Genomic DNA, 20,189 nt, shown 5'->3' with positions numbered 1-20,189 from the left:
GAGAGCCCAATCGACGTCATCGACAAAATCGACACGTCTACGAACGGCAGGAAACGGGAATGCAAATCAAGTGTAGATGGCCTACGCGGATTCTTGCGCTGACGGCATTGGCGGCCTTGCTCGGCGGATGCGCTGGCGGCGGGGTCGACGGCAGGGAATCGAGCATCACGACCTACGGCACGCTGGACGTAGGCATCAGTCATACGCGCTAGCCTGCTGGCGTGACCGATGGAACTCTTCACGAGGGCAACCGTCTAATCCCCTCGTCAGCGCATGCAAAGCGAGCGCGCAAAAAAAGAGTCCGCAGCGCGGACTCTTAAATTTAGCGATCTCAAATGCCCTGAAGGCGGTTGCACTGTAACTGCCATCCCGGGAATGCACCATTCGGGTAAACGAAGAGCAACAAGCCTGGCGTAGCAACAAGAGAACGCCGACGAAAAAAAAGCCCGCCGAAGCGGGCTAATAATCAGTTGAAGAAAGCCCTGTATTCGAGGGCAGGCACAGTGTATGAAAGTGCCCTGCCTCAGCGAATTAGGGGAATCCCTTTCCTGGCGCCGGTTTCCGGGCGATCAGGCATTGCAAGTGCGGCGCGCGGTACCCCCGTGCAGCCATGCACATTTTCACGATTCGGAGTTAGAGCGCGCCCTCGGCAGAGCGCGCGCAGCCCACGCTCGCTTACGCGGCCAGAGGCTCTTGTGCCTGCGGCTGCAAGTGCGCGCGCGCCTCTTCGAACAGTGCATCCACATCGGCTCGCGTGCGTGTCGCATTCATGCGCTTGGCATCCGACAGCACGCGGCGCCAGCCACGCCCGCCCGCGATGCCACGATGCAGGCCAAGCATGTGGCGCGTGACCGCGCCCATATAGCCACCCCGCTCCACCAGGTCGCCGATATAGCGCTGCATCGCCAGCTCGACATCGAGCCGCGACGGCGCCGGCGCACTCGCATCGCCATAGAAGCGCGCATCCATTTCGGCCAATACGTAGGGCTGATGGTATGCCTCGCGACCGATCATCACGCCATCGACGTGCTCGAGGTGGGCCGCCATCTCGTCATAGCTGACGATGCCACCGTTGATCAGGATCTCCAGCTCAGGAAACTCCTGCTTCAGCTGGTACGCCACCTCATAGCGCAGCGGCGGAATCTCACGGTTTTCTTTCGGGCTCAGGCCCTTCAGGATCGCATTGCGCGCGTGGACGATAAACGTGCCGCAACCCGCCTCGGCCACCCGGCCGACGAAATCACGAACAAAATCGTAGTGCTCAATCTTGTCGATGCCGATGCGATGCTTGACGGTGACCGGGATATCCACCGCATCGCGCATCGCCTTGACGCAGTCGGCCACCAGTTGCGGCTCGGCCATCAGGCACGCGCCGAAGGCCCCGCGCTGCACGCGCTCGGACGGGCAGCCGCAGTTCAGGTTGACTTCCGCATAGCCCCATTGCTGGCCCAGCTTGGCCGCCATCGCAAGATCTGCCGGCTCGCTGCCGCCCAACTGCAGCGCGACCGGGTGTTCGGCCGCATCGAAATCCAGATGGCGCGGTACGTCGCCATGCAGCAGCGCGCCGGTGGTCACCATCTCGGTGTACAGCCAGGTGTGGCGGCTGAGCTGGCGGTGGAACATGCGGCAATGGCGGTCGGTCCAGTCCATCATCGGGGCCACGGACACCCGGCGCGGGCTTGCAGCAGCGATCTTCCCTTGATAATCAGTCATTTCACCACGATCCGCCTGGACCGATATTCCTACTATAGAAAAACTCAAAAACTGCCTCATCAGCCTGCCGGGAAACGGCAAGTTCGCTGATGAGCGGAAGCGCTTGAGTTTACCATCGAGGGCAGATCGGGATCGATCGAAGCAACGCAGGTGCACTCGCGATGCTGAAACGCCCCCTTGGCATCATTCCGCGTGTACGGCTTAACTGGGGCTAGGTCAGCACGGCCATCCAATGTCACAAGAAATGGAAGACGTGCAGCACAGATAACATGCACATTCGGACTGCGCTGATTGATTCCCGAAGCCCTCTGCGTGCAAATGGGAACGTGCGCGCCCGCCCCTGACAGGGGCCCCACACCACCGCGCGGCAGGATGATTTTCAACGCTGGGAAGTTACAAGCATCTTCAACAGAGCTGCCTGCATTCTCAGGCTCATCAACATCAAGGCCGGGCGATGGCCGGCTGTACGACAGCCTGGGGAACCCGGCGCATTGGGTTGCAGCCACGCCCGGGGACAAACGTGTTTGGCCGAGGCAATTTCACGATCCATGGCGGAAGCTACCCTGGCTCTGCAGATTGCATCGACCTCACCAGTTCAATGAATTCCTTTGCCAAGGAGTTTTTGTACTATGCCAAAGACATGGAACTGGAAGTTCGCTATTAAGGCTGTCGGTTCCAGCATCCTCGGTCTCGTCGCCATGCTGATGCTGGTAGTGATATGGGGAGCCTGGACAGGCCCTGAGAACTATCCGTTCGGCGGCCAAGGACCATCTGCGGCGATGTTGGCATATCAATCACAGGCGAACTACCTGCTGTCGTGCTTCGCACTCCTGCTTGGTTGCTCACTTGCAATTTGGGCGTTGCTGGCAATGAACCGCAGCATTTGGCTGCGCTCGCTGGCCGGGATGCCGGTGCTTCTCCTCTGGGCATGGATGGCACTCGACGGTTCTCGACTAGACCTCTGACCGTTCGCTGACAGGAGCCGGGGCGGATGCGCACGCCTTCGTAACCTGACACGTCCCCCCAACCGCGGTTACAGGCTACCGCGCCGAGGTTCACAGCGCCCCGCCCCGGCAGTATCAGCGCGGCGCAGTCCGCTCGATCCAGTCTGCAAACGTCGTCAGAAATTTGCCGAGAAAGCCCTTGGTCGATTCATTGGCGATCCCGCCCTGCTCATCAAGCAGCTTGTCGACCCCGCTGATATACGCCTCAGGCTGCTGCAGCATCGGGACATTGAGGAACACCATCGACTGGCGCAGGTGCTGGTTGGCACCGAAGCCACCGATGGCGCCGGGCGAAGCGCTGATGACGGCGCCAGGCTTGCCGTCCCAGACGCTGCTGCCATAGGGCCGCGAGCCCACGTCGATGGCGTTCTTCAGCGGCGCGGGCACGGAGCGGTTGTATTCCGGGGTCACGAACAACACGGCGTCGGCGCGGCGGACGCGGTCGCGGAACGTGGTCCAGGCCTGGGTAGGTTTGTCGTCCAGGTCCTGGTTGTACAGCTGCAGCTCGCCGATCTCGACAATCTCCAGCTTGAGTTGCTGCGGCGCCAGCGCGATCAGCGCCTTGGCCAGTTTGCGGTTGTATGACTCCTTGCGCAGGCTTCCCACCAGTACAACGACATCACGAGGATTACTCATTGCGGCTCCTTTGACTGTGTGGACGGAATGACGCGGACGGCGCACGCGGCCAGGGTTGGCCTGGCCGCGTGCGCCGGTCCAGCCGTCACTCTACCCGAGTCGGCGCCGCCACGTCCTGCGCAGCGGATGTCAGGCAGTCTTGCCGAGCGACGCCAGCGGATGTTCCTCGGCGCGCCACGGGCTGTCGAAGAACGACAGCACCTTCTCGCGGCTGACATCATCAAGCCGCGCATGCTGCCAGCGCGGCTTGTGGTCCTTGTCGACAGCCAGTGCGCGGATGCCCTCGACACCGTCGCCGTTGCGGAACACGTAATGCATCATGTCCAGTTCCATGCGCAGTTCGTCTTCGAGCGACATGCTGCGCGCACGGCGGATCTGCTCCAGCGTCACGCACAGCATCAGCGGCGAGCGGCTGCGCAGCATGGCGGCGGTCTGCGCGGCCCAGTCGCCCGGTGCGTCGCTGACGGCGGCGAGGATGTCCGGCATGGTGTTGCCAGCGAACAGGCTGTCGATCTGTGCCGACAGCCCGGCCAGCGTGCTGTGCGCCGGCGCGCAGTCATCGCGGTGCGCAGCGGTAAAGCCTTCGATGTGCGCCAGCACGGCGTCGCCGCTGGCAAACTGCTGCGTGCGCAGCGAATCGACCAGCTCGGCCAGCCGGTTGCCCGGCAGATAGGCATCGGCCAGCCCGGCGTAGAGCGCGTCGGCGGCATGGATCACGGTGCCGGTCAGCCCCAGGTACTCGCCGATGCGGCCCGGCGTGCGCGCCAGGAACCAGCCGCCGCCCACATCCGGGAACAGGCCGATATTGGTTTCCGGCATCGCCATCTTGGTGCGATCGGTGACCAGGCGCAGCCGCGCCCCTTGCGAGATGCCCATGCCGCCGCCCATCACCACGCCGTCCATCAGTGCGATATAGGGCTTGGCATAGCGGTGGATCAGGAAGTTCAGCGCGTATTCCTCGACAAAGAACTGGTCGAGCAGCGGGTTGCCTTCGTGCGCAGCCTTGTGGAAATAGCGGATATCGCCCCCGGCGCAGAAGGCCTTGCCGCCGGCACCGGCGACCACCACGGCCGCCACCTCGGGTGCGGCGGCCCAGGTCTGCAGCGCCTGGGTGATGGCGCGGATCATGTCGAGCGACAGGGCGTTGAGCGCCTGCGGGCGGTTCAGCGTCAGGTATCCGATGCCACCGCGGACCTCGGTCGTGACGAATTCAGTCATGTCGTACTCCTCCAATGCAACTCGCGATTTTACGCCAGTCGCATCGGCGAGCGCACCCCTGTGGGCAGCTTGCTGCGCATGTGCAGTCACTGCGCATGCGCCCGGCACCGTCAGGCCAGCCGGAACGTCGCCACCAGCGAGGTCAGGCGCTGCGCCTGGTCTTCGAGCGATGCCGCCGCGGCGGCCGCCTGCTCCACCAGCGCCGCATTCTGCTGCGTCATGCTGTCCATCTGCGACACCGCCACGTTGACCTGCTCGATGCCGTTGGACTGCTCGTCCGAGGCCGCGCTGATATCGCCGATGATGGCGCTGACACGCTGCACCGCGTCGACGATGTCCTGCATCGCCCGGCCGGCGTCATCGACCAGCTCCGAGCCCTCACGCACATTGGCCACCGAGGCGCCGATCAGCGCGCGGATCTCCTTCGATGCGCCAGCGCAGCGCTGCGCCAGGTCGCGCACATCGCCGGCCACCACGGCAAACCCCCGGCCGTGCTCGCCGGCACGCGCGGCTTCCACGGCCGCGTTCAGCGCCAGGATATTGGTCTGGAACGCAACCTTCTCGATCACGTCGATGATGTCGACGATCTTGCCCGAGCTGGCATCGATCGATTGCATGACGTTGACCACGCGCAGCACGGCCTCGCTGCCGCGCTCGGCCAGGGTCGCGGCATCCGTTGCGAGCCCGCGGGCCTCGCGCGCGCTGTCGGCATTCTGGCGCACGGTACTGGTCAGTTCCTCCATGCTGGAGGCGGTCTCTTCCAGCGAGGCCGCCTGCTGCTCGGTACGCTGCGACAGGTCGGCGTTGCCGCTGGCGATCTGCTTGCTGGCCGAGGCAATCGAGTCCGCGCCGCCACGCACGTCGCCCACCATGGCCACCAGGCTGGCCTGCATCCGGCCCAGCATGCCGAGCATGCGCGCGGTCTCGTTGCGCGCCGACTCATCGGCCAGCACCTCGCCGCCGGAAGCGGCGACGCTCAGGTCGCCACCCGCGATCTTCTCGAAACGCCCGATCGCAGTATCCAGCGGCTGCACGATCGAACGGCGCAGGCGCCATGCCACCACGGTGCTGAATGCCAGGCCCACTGCCAGCACGCATGCCGACAGCGCGAACAGGTTGCGATAGCGTTGCTGCGATGCCTCGTAGACCTGCTTGGCGCTGGCCACCTGCAGCTTGTTCAGTTCGGCATTGACGGCGGTGAAGGCGATGTCGAGCTGCGGGATGGTTTCGAGCACGGCCTTCATCACGCCATCGCGGTCGCCGGCATGCAGCGCAGTGATCATCGGCGCGACACCCTGCTTGAAGAGCGCATCGCGCTTGGCGGTGACATCCTCCACCGCCCTGGCTTCGTCAGCCGAGCGCGGCAAGGCGAGATATGCCTGCCAGGCCTTCTCTGAATCGCGCGCAAAGCCTTCCGCGGTCGCGGCGCGCGCCTTGGCATCGGCGGGGTCCGTGGCGAAGGTCGCCTGGTCCAGCAGTACGCGCACCAGCAGCTGGTTCGAACGCGCTTCGGCCAGGTTGAACGCGGCCGACAGCTGCTGCCCATAGATCTGGTGCGTCGCCTCGTTGCTGCGCGACATGCCGAGCCAACCCACTGCGCCGACAATCAACAACAACAAGTTTGTGACGATGGTGAGGAACCACAATCTGGCTCCGATGGTAGTGTTCTTGAACATGAAGGCTCCGGGGGAAGAGGAATCGGGGAAATCGGGAGCGCGAGCCGCGCCGCCGCCCTGTTCAACTACGGCACGCTGGCTGCGTCCTTTACCGGTATTCACCACCTTCACACGCGTGACAGAATTGCGTGGCAGTACAGCAATCCACCATGTGGCGGATGCGCCGCGAAACCCCGCGCGGCGCCGTTTGGAGGAACCCCTCGTGGCAATTCCGCGCGGAATATGCAAACTGGCGGCATGAACACTGAATCGCTCGATCCCGGACTGGTGCTGCTGGCCTTTGCGCCAGTGTTCCTGCTGACCATCGGCGCCGAGGCCTGGTACTGGGCCCGCCGCGACCCGACCGTCTACAGTCCGCGCGACACCGTATCCAACGCAGCGCTGGCGCTGATGCACCAGGCCTCGGATGCGTTCTTCCTCTGGCTGATGATCCGCACGGTCTATACCTGGTGCTACCAGCACGGCCTGCGCGCCATGCCCGAGACCCTGTGGTCATTCGCGCTGCTATTGCTGCTGCAGGACTTTCTCTATTACTGGTTCCACCGCGCCAGCCACCGCGTGCGCTGGCTGTGGGCTTCGCACGTGACGCACCATTCGTCGGAAGGCATGAATTTCTCGACGGCGTTCCGGCAGAGCCTGACGTATCCGCTCTCAGGCATGTGGCTGTTCTGGATTCCGCTGGCATGGATCGGCTTCACGCCAGACTGGGTGATCCTGGCGGTCGGCGTGAACCTGGCCTTCCAGTTCTTCGTGCATACGCGGCTGGGGCAACGCTGGCCGCTGATCGAGTCGCTACTGAATACGCCATCGGTCCATCGCGTCCACCATGCGAAGAACCCGCAGTACATCGACCGCAACTACGCCGGTGTGCTGACGACCTGGGATCGCCTGTTCGGCACCTTCGTCCCCGAGCATGAGGCCCCCGTGTACGGCATCACCCGCCAGGTGCGCACCCATAACCCGCTGACGCTGACCTTCCACGAATGGCGCGACATGTTCGCCGATACCTGGCGCGACCGCGACCTGCGCTACCTGTGGAAGCCGCCCGAGTGGCGCAGCCCGCGCGCACCGGCGCTGGAGGTCGTGCCTGGCACGCAACAGCCATCGCCTCCACAAGTTTCCGAAGGAACCAGACTGTTGAATTCTGCGCAGAAAATACGAAATTGACCGGCCGCCGGCACCGGCATTTACTTCCATCCGGTGCCCGTGCCGATGCAGCGCGTTGCTGCGCATCGTAGCGATCCTCGACAGGGGCAGGCAAAGCACCCGATGTGGAGATCGCGGCAATGGCGTGCGCATGGTCGAGATTCACCGCCGTAACGATGGGCGCGCTCGCGGTGGCTGCCGCCCAGTTGCTGCCCTGCCTACGCGCAGAAGGCCATCTCGGGTGACGGCATCACCCAGATCGACCTGCGGCAGCCGGCATCGTTCAGCACCTATACCGTCACCGGCGGCACGGCGCCCGGCACCACCGGCCTGCGCATTGTCAATGCCGGCGGCGCGGGCGCGCTGACCACGGCCAACGGCATAGTGGTGGTCGATACTGTCAACGCCGGCACCACCGCGCCCGCCGCGTTCGCGCTGGACGGCCGCGCCGTGGCCGGCGCTTACGAATACCGCCTGTTCCGCGGCGGCACGGACGGCAGCAATCCGCAGGCCTGGTACCTGCGTTCGGCAAAGCCGCCGCAACCGGCGTCACCGGGTCCCGGCCCCACGCCCTCGCCGCCCGAACCGCCTGCGCCACCTGCGCCGCCGCAGCCCCATACCGCCCTGAAGTCGCCGCCTACCTCGCCAACCAGCGGCTGGTCGGGCAGATGTTCGTGCATAGCCTGCATGACCGCCTCGGCGAGCCGCAATACGCCGAAGGCATGGCTGCCCGCAGCGTCCCTGACAGCGCCCGTGGCAGCATCCGTTCGGGCTGGCTGCGCGCGCTCGGCAATTGGGAAGGCAGCCGCAGCCGCGACGGCAATTTCAAGGTCGGCACTGAAGCATTCCTGCTGCAGGGCGGCGTCGAACTGGCGCGCTGGCGCGTGGCCACGGGCTCCGATCGCTTGCATGTGGGCGCAATGGGCAGCTACGACAACGCCGGCAGTGATGCCCACGCCGACGGCAATCCGGCGCGCGCCAAGGGCAGCGTGCAGGGTTGGAGCATCGGCGCCTACGGCACCTGGTACCAGAACGACGAGCACAAGCTCGGCGTCAATGCCGATATCGGCAAGCGCTGGAGCGGCTGGGCCAATGTGGCCGGCGCGTGGGGGGCGCAGAGTTTCTATCAGTACGCGCTGCGTGCCGGGGTGAAGTACGCATGGTAAGCAGGTGCCCCGTTGTCCCCCCGCCAACAAAAAACCGCGCTCACGGGCGCGGTTTCTTGTTGGCACAGCCAGCGCTTATGCGCCTTCGCGGGAAGCGCGCTTGCGCTCGTGCTCCTTCAGGTGGCGCTTGCGCAGGCGGATGCTCTTGGGCGTGAGTTCGACCAGCTCATCGTCGGCGATGAATTCCACCGCGTATTCGAGCGACATCTGGATCGGCGGCACCAGGCGCACGGCTTCGTCGGTACCCGAAGCACGCACGTTGGTCAGCTGCTTGCCCTTGATCGGGTTGACCACCAGGTCGTTGTCGCGGCTGTGGATGCCGATGATCATGCCTTCGTACAGCGCATCGCCCGGCTTGACGAACATGCGGCCGCGGTCCTGCAGCTTCCACAGCGCGTAGGCCACGGCGTCGCCATCGTCCTGCGAGATCAGCACGCCGTTGTGGCGCTCGCCCAGGCCGCCCTCGCGCACCGGTGCGTAGTCGTCGAAGATATGGCTGATCAGGCCGGTGCCGCGCGTCAGGGTCATGAACTCGCCCTGGAAACCGATCAGGCCACGGGCCGGGATGCGGTATTCCAGGCGGGTACGGCCCTTGCCGTCTGAAGCCATGTCGAGCAGTTCGCCCTTGCGGCGGCCCAGCTCTTCCATCACGCCGCCCTGGTGGCTGTCTTCGACGTCCACGGTCAGCAGTTCGTACGGCTCGCACTTGACGCCGTCGATTTCCTTGAACACCACGCGCGGACGCGACACGGCCAGCTCGTAGCCTTCGCGGCGCATGTTTTCCAGCAGGATGGTCAGGTGCAGTTCGCCGCGGCCAGACACTTCAAAGATGGTGTCGTCGCCGGTATCGGCCACGCGCAGCGCAACGTTGGACTTCAGTTCGCGGTCCAGGCGCTCGCGCAGCTGGCGGCTGGTCACGAACTTGCCTTCACGGCCGGCCAGTGGCGAGGTGTTGACGCAGAAGTTCATGGTCAGCGTCGGCTCGTCCACCTTCAGCATCGGCAGCGCGTCCTGGGCGTCCGGCGCGCACACGGTGCAGCCGATCCCCAGTTCTTCGATGCCGTTGATCAGCACGATGTCGCCGGCTTCGGCCTCGGACACGATCTCGCGCTCCAGGCCCTGGAACTTCAGCACCTGGTTGATGCGGCCCTTGATCGGGTTGCCTTCCGGGCCGAACTTGACCACCACGTCCTGCAGCGGACGGGCGCGGCCACGCGAAATGCGGCCCACGCCGATCTTGCCGACGTAGCTGGAGTAGTCCAGCGAGATGATCTGCAGCTGCAGCGGGCCGTCCCGATCGTCGTCACGCACCGGCACCTTGTCCAGCACGGTCTCGAACAGCGGCTTCATGTCGCCGTCGCGCACGTCTTCGGTCAGGCCGGCAAAGCCGTTCAGGCCCGAGGCGTAGATCACCGGGAAGTCCAGCTGCTCGTCGGTGGCGCCCAGCTTGTCGAACAGGTCGAAGGTCTGGTTGATGACCCAGTCCGGGCGCGCGCCCGGGCGGTCGATCTTGTTGACCACCACGATCGGCTTCAGGCCCAGCGCCAGCGCCTTGCGCGTGACGAAGCGGGTCTGGGGCATCGGGCCCTCGACTGCGTCGACCAGCAGCAGCACGCCGTCGACCATCGACAGCACGCGCTCAACTTCACCGCCGAAGTCGGCGTGGCCCGGGGTGTCGACGATATTGATATGGGTGCCGTTGTATTCGACAGCACAGTTCTTCGCGAGAATCGTGATCCCGCGTTCCTTTTCCAGGTCGTTCGAGTCCATCACCCGCTCGGCGACTTGCTGGTTGTCGCGGAAGGTGCCTGCCTGGCGCAGGAGCTGGTCGACCAGGGTGGTCTTGCCATGATCGACGTGGGCGATGATGGCGATATTTCGGATGGCGCGGGTCATTGCTGCGTCTCGCTTTGGAGAATCTGAGGTAACCCAATATTCTAGCATGTTGCAGCGCAAGACGCGTTGATCCGAACCGCCACTTACCGAATGAATATCATTGCGAAAAGTGGAATAACCAATTTCCGTTCTTGCTTATCATTAAACGTGAACATATATTTGCCTCAGCAAAGATTGCAAAGGCAAAGATGTCACGGCTCCCTTCCTCCGATCAACCAGCCGAATCCACGGCCGGCCAGTTCGATCCCACCCAGTACCAGATGTGCGACAGCGTCGGCTACCTGATGCAGCGCGCCAAGAACATGCTGGCGCACGGGGTCGAGCAGGAAGTCAGCAGCCTGGACATCACGCAGGCACAAGCCAGCTGCCTGATGATGCTGGCCACCGGCCGCGCCTCGACCGTCACCGACCTGGGCCGCGAACTGAATACCGACATGGGCTCGGTCACGCGCCTGCTCAGCCGCATGGAAAAACGCGGGCTGATCGAACGCCGGCGCCGCGACGCCGACCGCCGGGTGGTCGACCTGTCGGTCACGCCACAGGGCCAGGAACTGGTGGAACGGCTGCCCGCCATCTTCTGCAAGGTACTTGCCCACCACTTCCGCGGTTTTTCCGAGGATGAGATCCAACTGCTGCGCAGCATGCTGCGACGGATCATCGAAAACAACAGCGGGTAGCGGGCGTACCTGCCGGCTTCCGGCAAGCCAGAACGTCCGGTCAACCGGACCCCGCAACAGCCCGTAGAAGAAACAGCATGGCTCCGGCAACGGAGCGTCATCATGAAACCAGCTCTCTCTCCCCAAGTCTCCCAGCCAGCCCGTACAAGCGCGCTCGTGCGCCGCGCCGGCACACTGGCGCTGACCGCCGTGGCCGCGGCGGTGCTGGCCGGCTGCGCGGCCCTTGGCAATTCGCACAGCACGCAGACCGTGGCCGACCCGGCCACGATGGCCACGTCGCAGACCTTGCCCGACGAGCATGGCCAGTGGCCCTCGCAGGACTGGGTCGCGCAGTTCAAGGACCCCCAGCTGAGCGCCCTGGTCGATGAGGCGATCAAGGACAACCCGAGCCTGCAGGCCGCGTTCGCCCGCGTGGAAGCCTCGCGCGCCATGGCCGATGTCACCCGCAGCGCGCTCTATCCGCACCTGGAGTTCGAAGGCAGCCTGATCCGCCAGCGCTTCTCCGAGAAAGACCTGTTCGAAGGCACCCCGCTGGCGGGATCGTGGCAAAACCAGTCGCGCCTGCAGGTGGGCCTGTCCTATGACTTCGATTTCTGGGGCAAGAACCGCGATGCGCTTGAAGCCGCGCTCTCCGACGACCGCGCCGCCGAAGCGGAAAGCCAGGCCTCGCGCCTGATCCTGGCCACCTCGATCGCCCGCAACTACGCCCGCCTGGCGGCGCTGTATGCCCAGCACGACGTGGCCGAGCGCGCCATCGCCCAGCGCAGCGACCTGACCGAGCTGTCGCGCCAGCGCCTGGCCGCCGGCCTCGACACCCAGGTCGAGACCACGCAGGCGCGCGGCACGGTGGCTGCTTCGCGCACCGACCTGCAGCGCGTGGACGAGGAAATCGCCCTGGCGCGCAACCAGCTTGCAGCGCTGCTGGGCAAGGGCCCGGACCGTGGCCTGCAGATCCAGCGCCCGGTGCTGCTGGCGCAGGCCACGCCGACGCTGCCCGACAACCTGACCATCGGCCTGCTGGGCCGCCGGCCGGACCTGGTGGCGGCACGCTGGCGCGTGGAGGCGGCGTCCAAGGACATCAATGTCGCCAAGAAAGAGTTCCTGCCTGACGTCAGCCTGACCGCCTTTGCCGGCCTGGCCGCGCTGGATCCGTCCAACCTGCTGATGGGCGTCAGCCGCACCTTCGGCATCGGCCCGACCATCCGCCTGCCGATCTTCGAAGGCGGCAAGCTGCGCGCCAACCTGAAGGGCAAGTACGCCGGCTACGACATCGCCGTGGCCAACTACAACCAGGCCCTGGTCGATGCGCTGCGCGAGACCGCCGACACCATGACCAGCATCCGCAGCGTCGACAAGCAGATCCAGACCCAGCGCGAAGCGCTGGACCTGGCCGAGCACGCCTATGCGCTGGCCACCACCCGCTACAAGGCCGGCCTGGGCACGCAGCTGACCGTGCTGAACGCCGAAAGCAATGTGTTGCAGCAGCGCCGCCTGGCGACCGACCTGCAGGCGCGCCGGCTGGACCTGCAGATGGGCCTGATGAAGGCGCTCGGCGGCGGCTACGAGGAGCCTGCGGAAGGCCACGAGAGCGCGGGCCACGGACCGGCGCAGCAACAGCACAACACCCAGGCGGGCGCCCGCGGCTGATCCGCGCACCCAGTGATCGAAGACAAGATTATTCAGAAGACATCATGAGCAACAACCAGCAAGCGGCCGGCACCAACACCCCCCAGCACCCTGCCCAGCAAGCGCCAGCTACCACCAACAACAACGGCAAGCGCAAGCGCATGCTGCTGTCGCTGACCGCGGCAATTGTGGTCGCTGGCATCGGCTATGGCGTTTACTGGGGCATGTACGCCCGCCACTTTGAAAACACCGACGACGCCTATGTCGCCGGCAACGTGGTCCAGGTCACGCCGCTGGTGGGCGGCACCGTGGTGTCGATCTCCGCCGACGACACGCAACTGGTCACCGCCGGCCAGCCGCTGATCCAGCTTGACCGCGCCGATTCGCAGGTGGCGCTGGAACAGGCCGAGGCCCAGCTGGCACAGGCCGTGCGCGAAGTGCGCACGCTGTATGTCAACAACGGCTCGCTCGCCGCCAACGTGGCGCTGCGCGAAGCCGACGTGGCCAAGGCCCGCGACGACCTGCGCCGCCGCCAGGCCATCGCCGGCTCGGGCGCGGTCTCGAATGAAGAGATCTCGCACGCGCAGTCCGCGCTCAAGGGTGCGGAGTCGGCGCTGCTGGCCGCGCGCGAGCAGCTGGCGTCGAACAAGGTGCTGACCGACCAGACCACGGTGGAGAAGCACCCCAACGTGCAGCGCGCCGCCGCCAGCCTGCGCTCGGCCTACCTGTCGTTCGCGCGCTCGGCCATGCCGGCGCCGGTCACCGGCTACGTTGCCAAGCGCTCGGTGCAGGTCGGCCAGCGCGTGGCCGCCGGCGCGCCCCTGATGGCCGTGGTGCCGCTGGATCAGGTCTGGGTCGACGCCAATTTCAAGGAAGTGCAGATCACGCATATGCGCATCGGCCAGCCGGTGACGCTGGAAGCCGACGTGTACGGCTCCAAGGTGGAATACCAGGGCAAGGTCGCCGGCTTCTCGGCCGGCACCGGCTCGGCCTTCTCGCTGCTGCCGGCGCAGAACGCCACCGGCAACTGGATCAAGGTGGTACAGCGCCTGCCGGTGCGCATCGCGCTTGACCCGCAGCAGCTCAAGGACCACCCGCTGCGCGTGGGCCTGTCGATGACCGTCAAGGTCGACGTGCGCCGCGAGGAAGGCGCCGCCATGGCCGCCGCCGCGCCGGCCAAGCCGATGCAGACCGATGTCTACGACAAGGTTGCGCAGGACGCCGACCAGCTGATCGCGCGCATCATCGCCGCCAACAACGGCGGCCGCAGCACCGGCCTGCCCTCGGCCAGCGCCGCCAACGCCAAGCCCGCCAACACCTGACCATGGCCATCTCCCCCTCCGCCGCGCAGTCCGGCGGCAGCCAGGCGCCGGCGCGGCCCGTCCGGCCGCTGGCGCCGCCGCAGCCGCAGCCGCTGACCGGCGGCAAGCTGGTGGTCGGCACCATCGCGCTGTCGCTGGCCACGTTCATGAACGTGCTGGACTCGTCGATCGCCAACGTATCGATCCCGGCGATTTCAGGCGACCTGGGCGTGGCGCCCAACCAGGGCACATGGGTCATCACCTCGTTTGCGGTGGCCAATGCGATCTCGGTGCCGCTGACCGGCTGGCTGACCACGCGCTTCGGCGCGGTGCGGCTGTTCATCACCTCGATCCTGCTGTTCGTGCTGGCATCGTGGCTGTGCGGCGTCGCGCCCAACCTCGAGACGCTGCTGGCCGCGCGGGTCCTGCAGGGCGCGGTGGCCGGGCCGATGATCCCGCTGTCGCAGTCGCTGCTGCTGTCGAGCTATCCGCCGCAGAAGAGCACCATGGCGCTGGCACTGTGGGGCATGACCACGCTGGTGGCGCCGATCATGGGCCCGCTGCTGGGCGGCTGGATCTCGGACAACATGACCTGGCCGTGGATCTTCTACATCAACGTGCCGGTGGGCATCGTCACGGCCTATGTCACCTGGGCCATCTACAAGGACCGCGAAACCCCGACCAAGGTGCTGCCAATCGACCGCATCGGCCTGGCGCTGCTGGTGATCTGGGTGGGCTCGATGCAGCTGATGCTCGACAAGGGCAAGGAACTGGACTGGTTCCACTCGACCGAGATCGTGGTGCTGACGCTGGTGGCGATTGTCGGCTTCCTGTTCTTCCTGATCTGGGAGAGCCATGAGAAGCACCCGATCGTCGATATCAGCCTGTTCAAGGGCCGCAACTTCAGCGCCGGCGTGGTGGCCATCTCCGTGGCATATGGGCTGTTCTTCGGCAACCTGGTGATCCTGCCGCTGTGGCTGCAGACGATTGTCGGCTATACGGCCACGGACGCGGGCATCGTGATGGCGCCGGTGGGGATCTTTGCGATCCTGCTGTCGCCGCTGATTGGCAAGAACCTGCCGAAAATGGATGCCCGCTGGGTGGCCACGGCCGCGTTCATCACCTTCGGCATCGTCAGCCTGATGCGCGCCGGCTTCACGACGCAGGTGGACACCCGCACGCTGATGATCCCGACCCTGATCCAGGGCGCGGCCATGGCAATGTTCTTCATCCCGTTGACCTCGATCATCCTGTCGGGCCAGCCGCCGGAAAGGATTCCGGCGGCGTCAGGACTGTCCAACTTCGTCCGGATCACGTTCGGGGCCATCGGCGCGTCGATCTCGACCACGCTCTGGGAAAACCGGACAGCGCTGCACCACGCGCAGCTGGTGGAACAGGTGAACCCGTACAACCCGGCCTACCACGACCAGCTCAACCACCTGATGCAGATGGGCATGAGCCAGGCCCAGGCGATCGGCGTGATCGAGCGCAATATCACCCAGCAGGCGGCCATGCTCGGCGCCAACGATATCTTCTGGATCTCGGGGATGCTGTTCTTCGTGCTGATCGGCTTTGTCTGGCTGACGCGGCCGGCCAAGGGCGGCGGCGGGTCGGCGGATGCGATGGCGGCGCACTGACCCCCACCTCGCCGGTTTTCAAGACTTGGCCCCTGACCGGGGCCATTTTTTTTGCTTCGCCGCCGGATTGCCGCGCCAGGAATGCCCCCCTTGTGTTCCTGTCCTTGTGCCTCTATTATTTGCAAACCGATTTACGGAACCTTGGTTCCACAAAACGGAACTTGAGCGGGTAAGAGAGATGTGGAGCGTGGAGCGGCGGAGTGAGCATTCTTGAAGGCGTGGAAAGCGTGCTGGACATGTTCGGACATCACCGGCACGAGATCACTTTTAACGATGTCCTGGACGAACTTGGCCTTGCCAAGAGTTCGGCCTCGCGCCTGCTCGCCCAGATGGTGCGCTACCGCCTGCTGGAACTGCAGCCGTCCACGCGGCGCTACCGCCCTGGCGCGCTGCTGATCCGCGCAGCGCAGGCTGCTGCGCAGGCGCATCCGTTCGACGAGCAATGCCGCGAGATCCTGGCCACGTTGTCCGATGCCACCGGCTTCACCGCCTACCTGTCGATGCTGGACGGCACCGACACCGTCGTGCTGCAACGCCTGAACGGCAGCAATCCGGTGCAGGTGCTGTCGCCGCCCGGCGCACGCCGGCCGGCATTCACCACGGCGATGGGCCGGGTACTGCTGTCGCGCCTGCCCGAGCCTGACTTCAACTCGCGCTATGGCGCCACCGGCACCCGCAAGCTGCCGGATGCACCCGCAGGCTGTCCCGCCACGGTTGCCGAGCTGCGCGAACGCGTGGCGACGGCCCGCGCCGAGCGCAGCGCCATCGCCGTGAATGAAGGCATGCCCGGCATCGGCGCCGTGGCCGCGACGCTGGCAGACCCGCTCTCAGGCGACGTGCGCGGACTGTGCCTGTCTTTCACCGCGATGCAGGTCAGCCAGGCCCAGGCCCAGGCGCTGCGCGCGACGCTGGTGCAGGCCGTGGCACCCGTGGGACAGCGCATCGGCGACCCACTGTGGCTCGACGCCGCCCCACTTATCTAGACTTCGCCGCAACGACTTATGGAACTCCTGTTACTCAGCAACTCCAGCAGCGACGCCGGCTACCTGGTACACGCCCAGGCGGCAATCCGGGACCTGGCCACCGGCCGCAAGACTGCCTGCTTCATCCCGTTCGCCGGCGTCACGCGCGACTGGGACACCTACGAGACGCTGGTCCGCGACGCTTTCGCGCCGGTCGGCATCGCGGTGCAATCGCTGCACCGGCTGGCCGAGCCGGCGGCAGCCGTGCGCGCCATCGAAGCGGCTGAACTGATCGTCGTTGGCGGCGGCAACACGTTCCGCTTGCTGCAATGCCTGCGCGAGCGTGGCCTGCTGGCGGCGATCTCGGCGCGGGTGCGATCCGGTGCCGCGCGCTATATCGGCTGGAGCGCCGGCGCCAACCTGGCCTGCCCGACCATCCGCACCACCAACGACATGCCGGTGGCCGACCCGGGCGGCCTGGACGCGCTGGCGCTGGTCCCCTTCCAGATCAACCCGCACTACTTCAACCTGGTCGTGCCCGGCTTCCGCGGCGAAACGCGCGACCAGCGCCTGGCCGAATTCACCGTGCTGCAGCCCGACATGCCGGTGCTGGGCCTGCCCGAGGGCAACTGGGTGCGGGTCTCGGACGATCGCCTCGAAATGGGCGGCGCCCATGCCGCGCGCTGGTTCTGGGGCGCGGACATTGCCGACGTGCAGCCCGGCGCGCTGTCGCTGCCGCGCTGAATTTGCCGGCCTGAGTGCCCAGCGTACAGAACCCACCCCAGCCCCAGGAAGTCAAGCAAGATGTCTATCAAGCAGGTTATTGAATCGATCGAGCTGCTGTCGGCAGCGAATGTCGACGGCGCAGCCGTCGCCTCACTGCTGCGCTCGCGCGGCCTGGACGATGTCACCGTCACGCGCGTGGAAGAGAACGGCCTCTACACCGATTTCCTCGCCTGCACGGTACCCGGACAGAACCCGGACGCGCCCGCACTTGGCGTGGTGGGCCGGCTGGGCGGCGTCGGCGCACGCCCGGCCGTGACGGGACTGGTGTCCGATGCCGACGGCGCCATCGTGGCCGTCGCCAGCGCGCTGAAGCTGGCCGACATGGCCGCCACCGGCGACGTGCTGGCCGGGCCGGTGCGCATCCACACCCATATCTGCCCGCATGCCGCCACGCGGCCGCATCATCCGGTGCCGATGATGAAATCGCCCTTTGCGATGCGCACGATGATGTCGCATGAGGTGCACCCGCGCATGGCGGCGATCCTGTCGGTCGACACCACGCGCGGCAACCGCTTCGTCAACCGCCGCGGCGTGGCGCTGACGCCGGTGGCCAAGGAAGGCTGGCTGCTGCGCCTGCCGGAGCGGATGCTGGACCTGATGGGATGGGTCAGCGGCGAACTGCCGATGGTGTTGCCATTGACCACCCAGGACATCACGCCGTATGAGAACGGCCTGTGGCATGTCAACTCGATCATGCAACCGGCCATCGTGACCCCTGCCCCGGTGGTGGGCGTGGCGCTGACCGCGCAGACCACTGTGCCAGGCTGCGCAACCGGCGTCACCAACGCCTTCGACATCGACGTGGCGACGCGCTTCTGCATCGAGGTGGCGAAGCAGTTCGGCCAGGGCCAGTGCGACTTCTATGACACGGCCGAGTGGGCCGAGCTGCAGCGCCGCTATGGCTCGCTGGCCCATCTGCAGACCGTAGGAACCGAGGCATGAACACGCCTGCCGCACGCCAGCCACGCGTGGCCTTCGTCACCATCGGGCAGGCGCCCAGGACAGATGTGGTGCCGCAGATGATTGCCGACCTGGGCCTGCCGGCCACGGTGGAAGAATTCGGCATCCTGGACGCGCTGGGCCCGCAAGACATTGCCGCGCTGGCGCCCGCGCCCGGCGAGTACCGCTTTGCCAGCCGGCTGCGTGACGGCACGCAGGCGGTGATGGGCAAGCCGGTGGCCGAGGCCATGCTGGCCCGGCTGATGACCTCGCTGGACGACGGCCGCTTCGACGCCCTGGTGCCACTGTGCACCGGCACCGCCCTGCCGCCGATGCGGACCCTGGTCATCGAACCGCAGCAGATAGTGGACCACCTGACCGTGGCGCTGGCGCAGGGCTCCAAGCGGCTCGGCATCGTGTTGCCGCTGGAAGCCCAGGTAAGCAGCTTCCACCTGATCCAGCCGGCGCCCTGCGAACTGCGCGTCACCCATGCCTCGCCTTATACCGACGCCAGCACCGATCGCTTCGCGCAGGCGGGCGAGACGCTGCGCGGCTGCGACCTGGTGGTGATGCACTGCATGGGCTACACCGAAGCCATGCGGGCCGAGGTGGCGCGCCATGCCGGCGCGCCGGTGCTGCTCTCCAACCGCATGGTGGCAAGGCTGCTGGGACAGGTACTGGCTGGTGCCGCGGCCTGAATCCAGGCACGAAGCGAATCCATTTTCGGGTAAGGGCAAGCCCGCTGACAGATTGCCCATGACACTGCTGGAGTGGAAGTAACAATGAAACAGGTGGCGAAGTGGATGGGGCCGCTGGCACGCGGCATGATGTGGGTGAGCCTGGGCGCGGCGGTGATCCCGGGCGCGCAGGCGCAGGAGTGGAAGCCGGCCAAGCCGGTGCGCCTGCTGGTGGGCTTTGCGCCCGGCGGCTCGGCCGATCTGCTGGCGCGCCTGGTGCAGGCGCCGCTGTCGGAAAGCCTGGGGGTTCCGGTGGTGGTGGAGAACGTGCCGGGTGCGGGTGGCAATATCGCCGCCGACAAGCTGGCCAAGGCCCCGGCCGACGGCTACACCATCGGCATGGGCGCCGCCGGCGCGATGGCGGTGACCCACGTGCTCAACCCCAAGGGCACGCCATACAAGGCGGATGATTTCACGCCCATCGCCATGCTGGCCACCCAGCCGAATGTTGTGATCGTCAATCCGGCCCTGCCGGTCAAGACCATGGCCGACTTCGTCGCCTACGTTAAAAAGACGCCGCAGGTCACCTACGGCACCGCCGGCGTCGGCACGTCGAATCACCTGATTGCCGAAACCATGCTGCACCGTCTTGGCATCGACATGGTCCATGCGCCGTACAAGGGTGCCACCCCGGTGATCACCGACCTGATGGGCGGGCATATCGCCATGACGGTCGACAACATCACCACCGCGGCGACGCTGGCCAAGACCGGCAAGGTCAAGGCGCTGGCAGTCACCGGCAGCAAGCGCTCGCCCCTGTTGCCGGAGGTGCCGACGCTTGCCGAGAGCGGCCTGAAGGACTTCAACATGCCGACCTGGCAAGGCATCTTCGGGCCGAAGGACCTGCCGAAGGCAATCGTGGTCCGCTACAACCAGGCGCTGGTCAAGGCCTTGGCGAACCCGGAAGTCAGGAAGAAGATGGCTGAATTCGGCTCCGAGCCCGTGGGCGATACACCGGAGCATTTCGCCGGGTTCCTCGCCCAGGATCGCAAGATGTGGGCCGATGTCATCAAGACGGCCAAGATCACGCTCGAGTAATTGCTGACGGGGCGGCCACTTACGCCCCTCG

General features: G+C 65.9%; 16 protein-coding genes and 1 pseudogene. 12 read left to right on the top strand and 5 right to left on the bottom strand.

What is annotated here, in order from left to right; translation table 11 throughout:
- Positions 1-675 precede the first annotated feature (675 nt).
- Entirely contained in the window at positions 676-1,713 is a 1,038-nt protein-coding gene (gene dusA, locus AC3WON_RS16680; protein WP_492319937.1) for a tRNA dihydrouridine(20/20a) synthase DusA, read from the bottom strand.
- A gap of 629 nt (positions 1,714-2,342) precedes the next feature.
- Between dusA and AC3WON_RS16675 the strand changes: the two genes are divergently transcribed.
- On the top strand, positions 2,343-2,678 hold the full coding sequence (locus AC3WON_RS16675) for a hypothetical protein (protein ID WP_492319936.1): 336 nt from the start codon (positions 2,343-2,345) through the stop codon (positions 2,676-2,678).
- A gap of 114 nt (positions 2,679-2,792) precedes the next feature.
- Here the strand turns inward: AC3WON_RS16675 and AC3WON_RS16670 are convergent, their stop codons facing one another.
- The 3 genes from AC3WON_RS16670 to AC3WON_RS16660 form a co-directional block, all read right to left on the bottom strand.
- A complete protein-coding gene (locus AC3WON_RS16670) occupies positions 2,793-3,353 on the bottom strand; it encodes an NADPH-dependent FMN reductase (RefSeq protein WP_492352285.1) in 561 nt (186 codons plus the stop codon).
- 129 nt (positions 3,354-3,482) lie between these two features.
- Positions 3,483-4,571 carry an enoyl-CoA hydratase/isomerase family protein gene (locus tag AC3WON_RS16665; RefSeq protein WP_492319934.1) on the bottom strand — a complete coding sequence of 363 codons (1,089 nt, stop codon included), beginning with the start codon at positions 4,569-4,571 and terminating at the stop codon, positions 3,483-3,485.
- Positions 4,572-4,681: 110 nt separating this feature from the next.
- The gene (locus AC3WON_RS16660) at positions 4,682-6,247 is read right to left on the bottom strand and encodes a methyl-accepting chemotaxis protein (RefSeq protein WP_492352284.1); all 1,566 of its coding nucleotides are present in this window, start codon (positions 6,245-6,247) and stop codon (positions 4,682-4,684) included.
- Positions 6,248-6,484: 237 nt separating this feature from the next.
- Here AC3WON_RS16660 and AC3WON_RS16655 point away from each other — a divergent pair, with 237 nt between their 5' ends.
- Together AC3WON_RS16655 and AC3WON_RS16650 are read left to right on the top strand one after the other, a co-directional pair.
- A complete protein-coding gene (locus tag AC3WON_RS16655; protein ID WP_492319932.1) occupies positions 6,485-7,414 on the top strand; it encodes a sterol desaturase family protein in 930 nt (309 codons plus the stop codon).
- Between the two features lie 174 nt (positions 7,415-7,588).
- A pseudogene (locus AC3WON_RS16650) lies at positions 7,589-8,559 on the top strand (autotransporter outer membrane beta-barrel domain-containing protein).
- A gap of 75 nt (positions 8,560-8,634) precedes the next feature.
- Here AC3WON_RS16650 and typA read toward each other — a convergent pair.
- Positions 8,635-10,455 (bottom strand): translational GTPase TypA, encoded by a 1,821-nt coding sequence (typA, locus tag AC3WON_RS16645; protein ID WP_492319931.1) that lies wholly within the window; start codon positions 10,453-10,455, stop codon positions 8,635-8,637.
- A 188-nt stretch (positions 10,456-10,643) separates the two neighbouring features.
- Here typA and AC3WON_RS16640 point away from each other — a divergent pair, with 188 nt between their 5' ends.
- From AC3WON_RS16640 to AC3WON_RS16600, 9 genes are all read left to right on the top strand, one after another.
- Positions 10,644-11,132 (top strand): MarR family winged helix-turn-helix transcriptional regulator, encoded by a 489-nt coding sequence (locus tag AC3WON_RS16640; protein WP_492319930.1) that lies wholly within the window; start codon positions 10,644-10,646, stop codon positions 11,130-11,132.
- Positions 11,133-11,234: 102 nt separating this feature from the next.
- Positions 11,235-12,779 (top strand): efflux transporter outer membrane subunit, encoded by a 1,545-nt coding sequence (locus tag AC3WON_RS16635; protein ID WP_492319929.1) that lies wholly within the window; start codon positions 11,235-11,237, stop codon positions 12,777-12,779.
- A 44-nt stretch (positions 12,780-12,823) separates the two neighbouring features.
- On the top strand, positions 12,824-14,080 hold the full coding sequence (locus AC3WON_RS16630) for an HlyD family secretion protein (RefSeq protein ID WP_492319928.1): 1,257 nt from the start codon (positions 12,824-12,826) through the stop codon (positions 14,078-14,080).
- 2 nt (positions 14,081-14,082) lie between these two features.
- Complete coding sequence (locus AC3WON_RS16625; RefSeq protein WP_492352283.1) at positions 14,083-15,696, top strand: DHA2 family efflux MFS transporter permease subunit; 1,614 nt, start codon at positions 14,083-14,085, stop codon at positions 15,694-15,696.
- A 200-nt stretch (positions 15,697-15,896) separates the two neighbouring features.
- Complete coding sequence (locus AC3WON_RS16620; protein WP_492352282.1) at positions 15,897-16,679, top strand: IclR family transcriptional regulator; 783 nt, start codon at positions 15,897-15,899, stop codon at positions 16,677-16,679.
- Positions 16,680-16,697: 18 nt separating this feature from the next.
- Entirely contained in the window at positions 16,698-17,402 is a 705-nt protein-coding gene (gene pepE / locus AC3WON_RS16615; protein WP_492352281.1) for a dipeptidase PepE, read from the top strand.
- Between the two features lie 60 nt (positions 17,403-17,462).
- A complete protein-coding gene (locus AC3WON_RS16610) occupies positions 17,463-18,386 on the top strand; it encodes a DUF1177 domain-containing protein (RefSeq protein WP_492319924.1) in 924 nt (307 codons plus the stop codon).
- Positions 18,383-19,081, top strand: a complete 699-nt coding sequence (locus tag AC3WON_RS16605; RefSeq protein WP_492319923.1) for an AroM family protein — start codon at positions 18,383-18,385, stop codon at positions 19,079-19,081. The genes AC3WON_RS16610 and AC3WON_RS16605 overlap by 4 nt, the downstream gene beginning before the upstream one ends.
- Before the next feature lie 84 nt (positions 19,082-19,165).
- Complete coding sequence (locus tag AC3WON_RS16600; protein ID WP_492352280.1) at positions 19,166-20,158, top strand: Bug family tripartite tricarboxylate transporter substrate binding protein; 993 nt, start codon at positions 19,166-19,168, stop codon at positions 20,156-20,158.
- Positions 20,159-20,189 lie beyond the last annotated feature (31 nt).

The sequence above is a fragment of the Cupriavidus sp. FW305-46 genome, assembly GCF_058787075.1.
The sequence above is the reverse complement of the archived record's forward strand: the minus strand, read 5'-3'. Positions and strand labels throughout refer to the sequence as shown.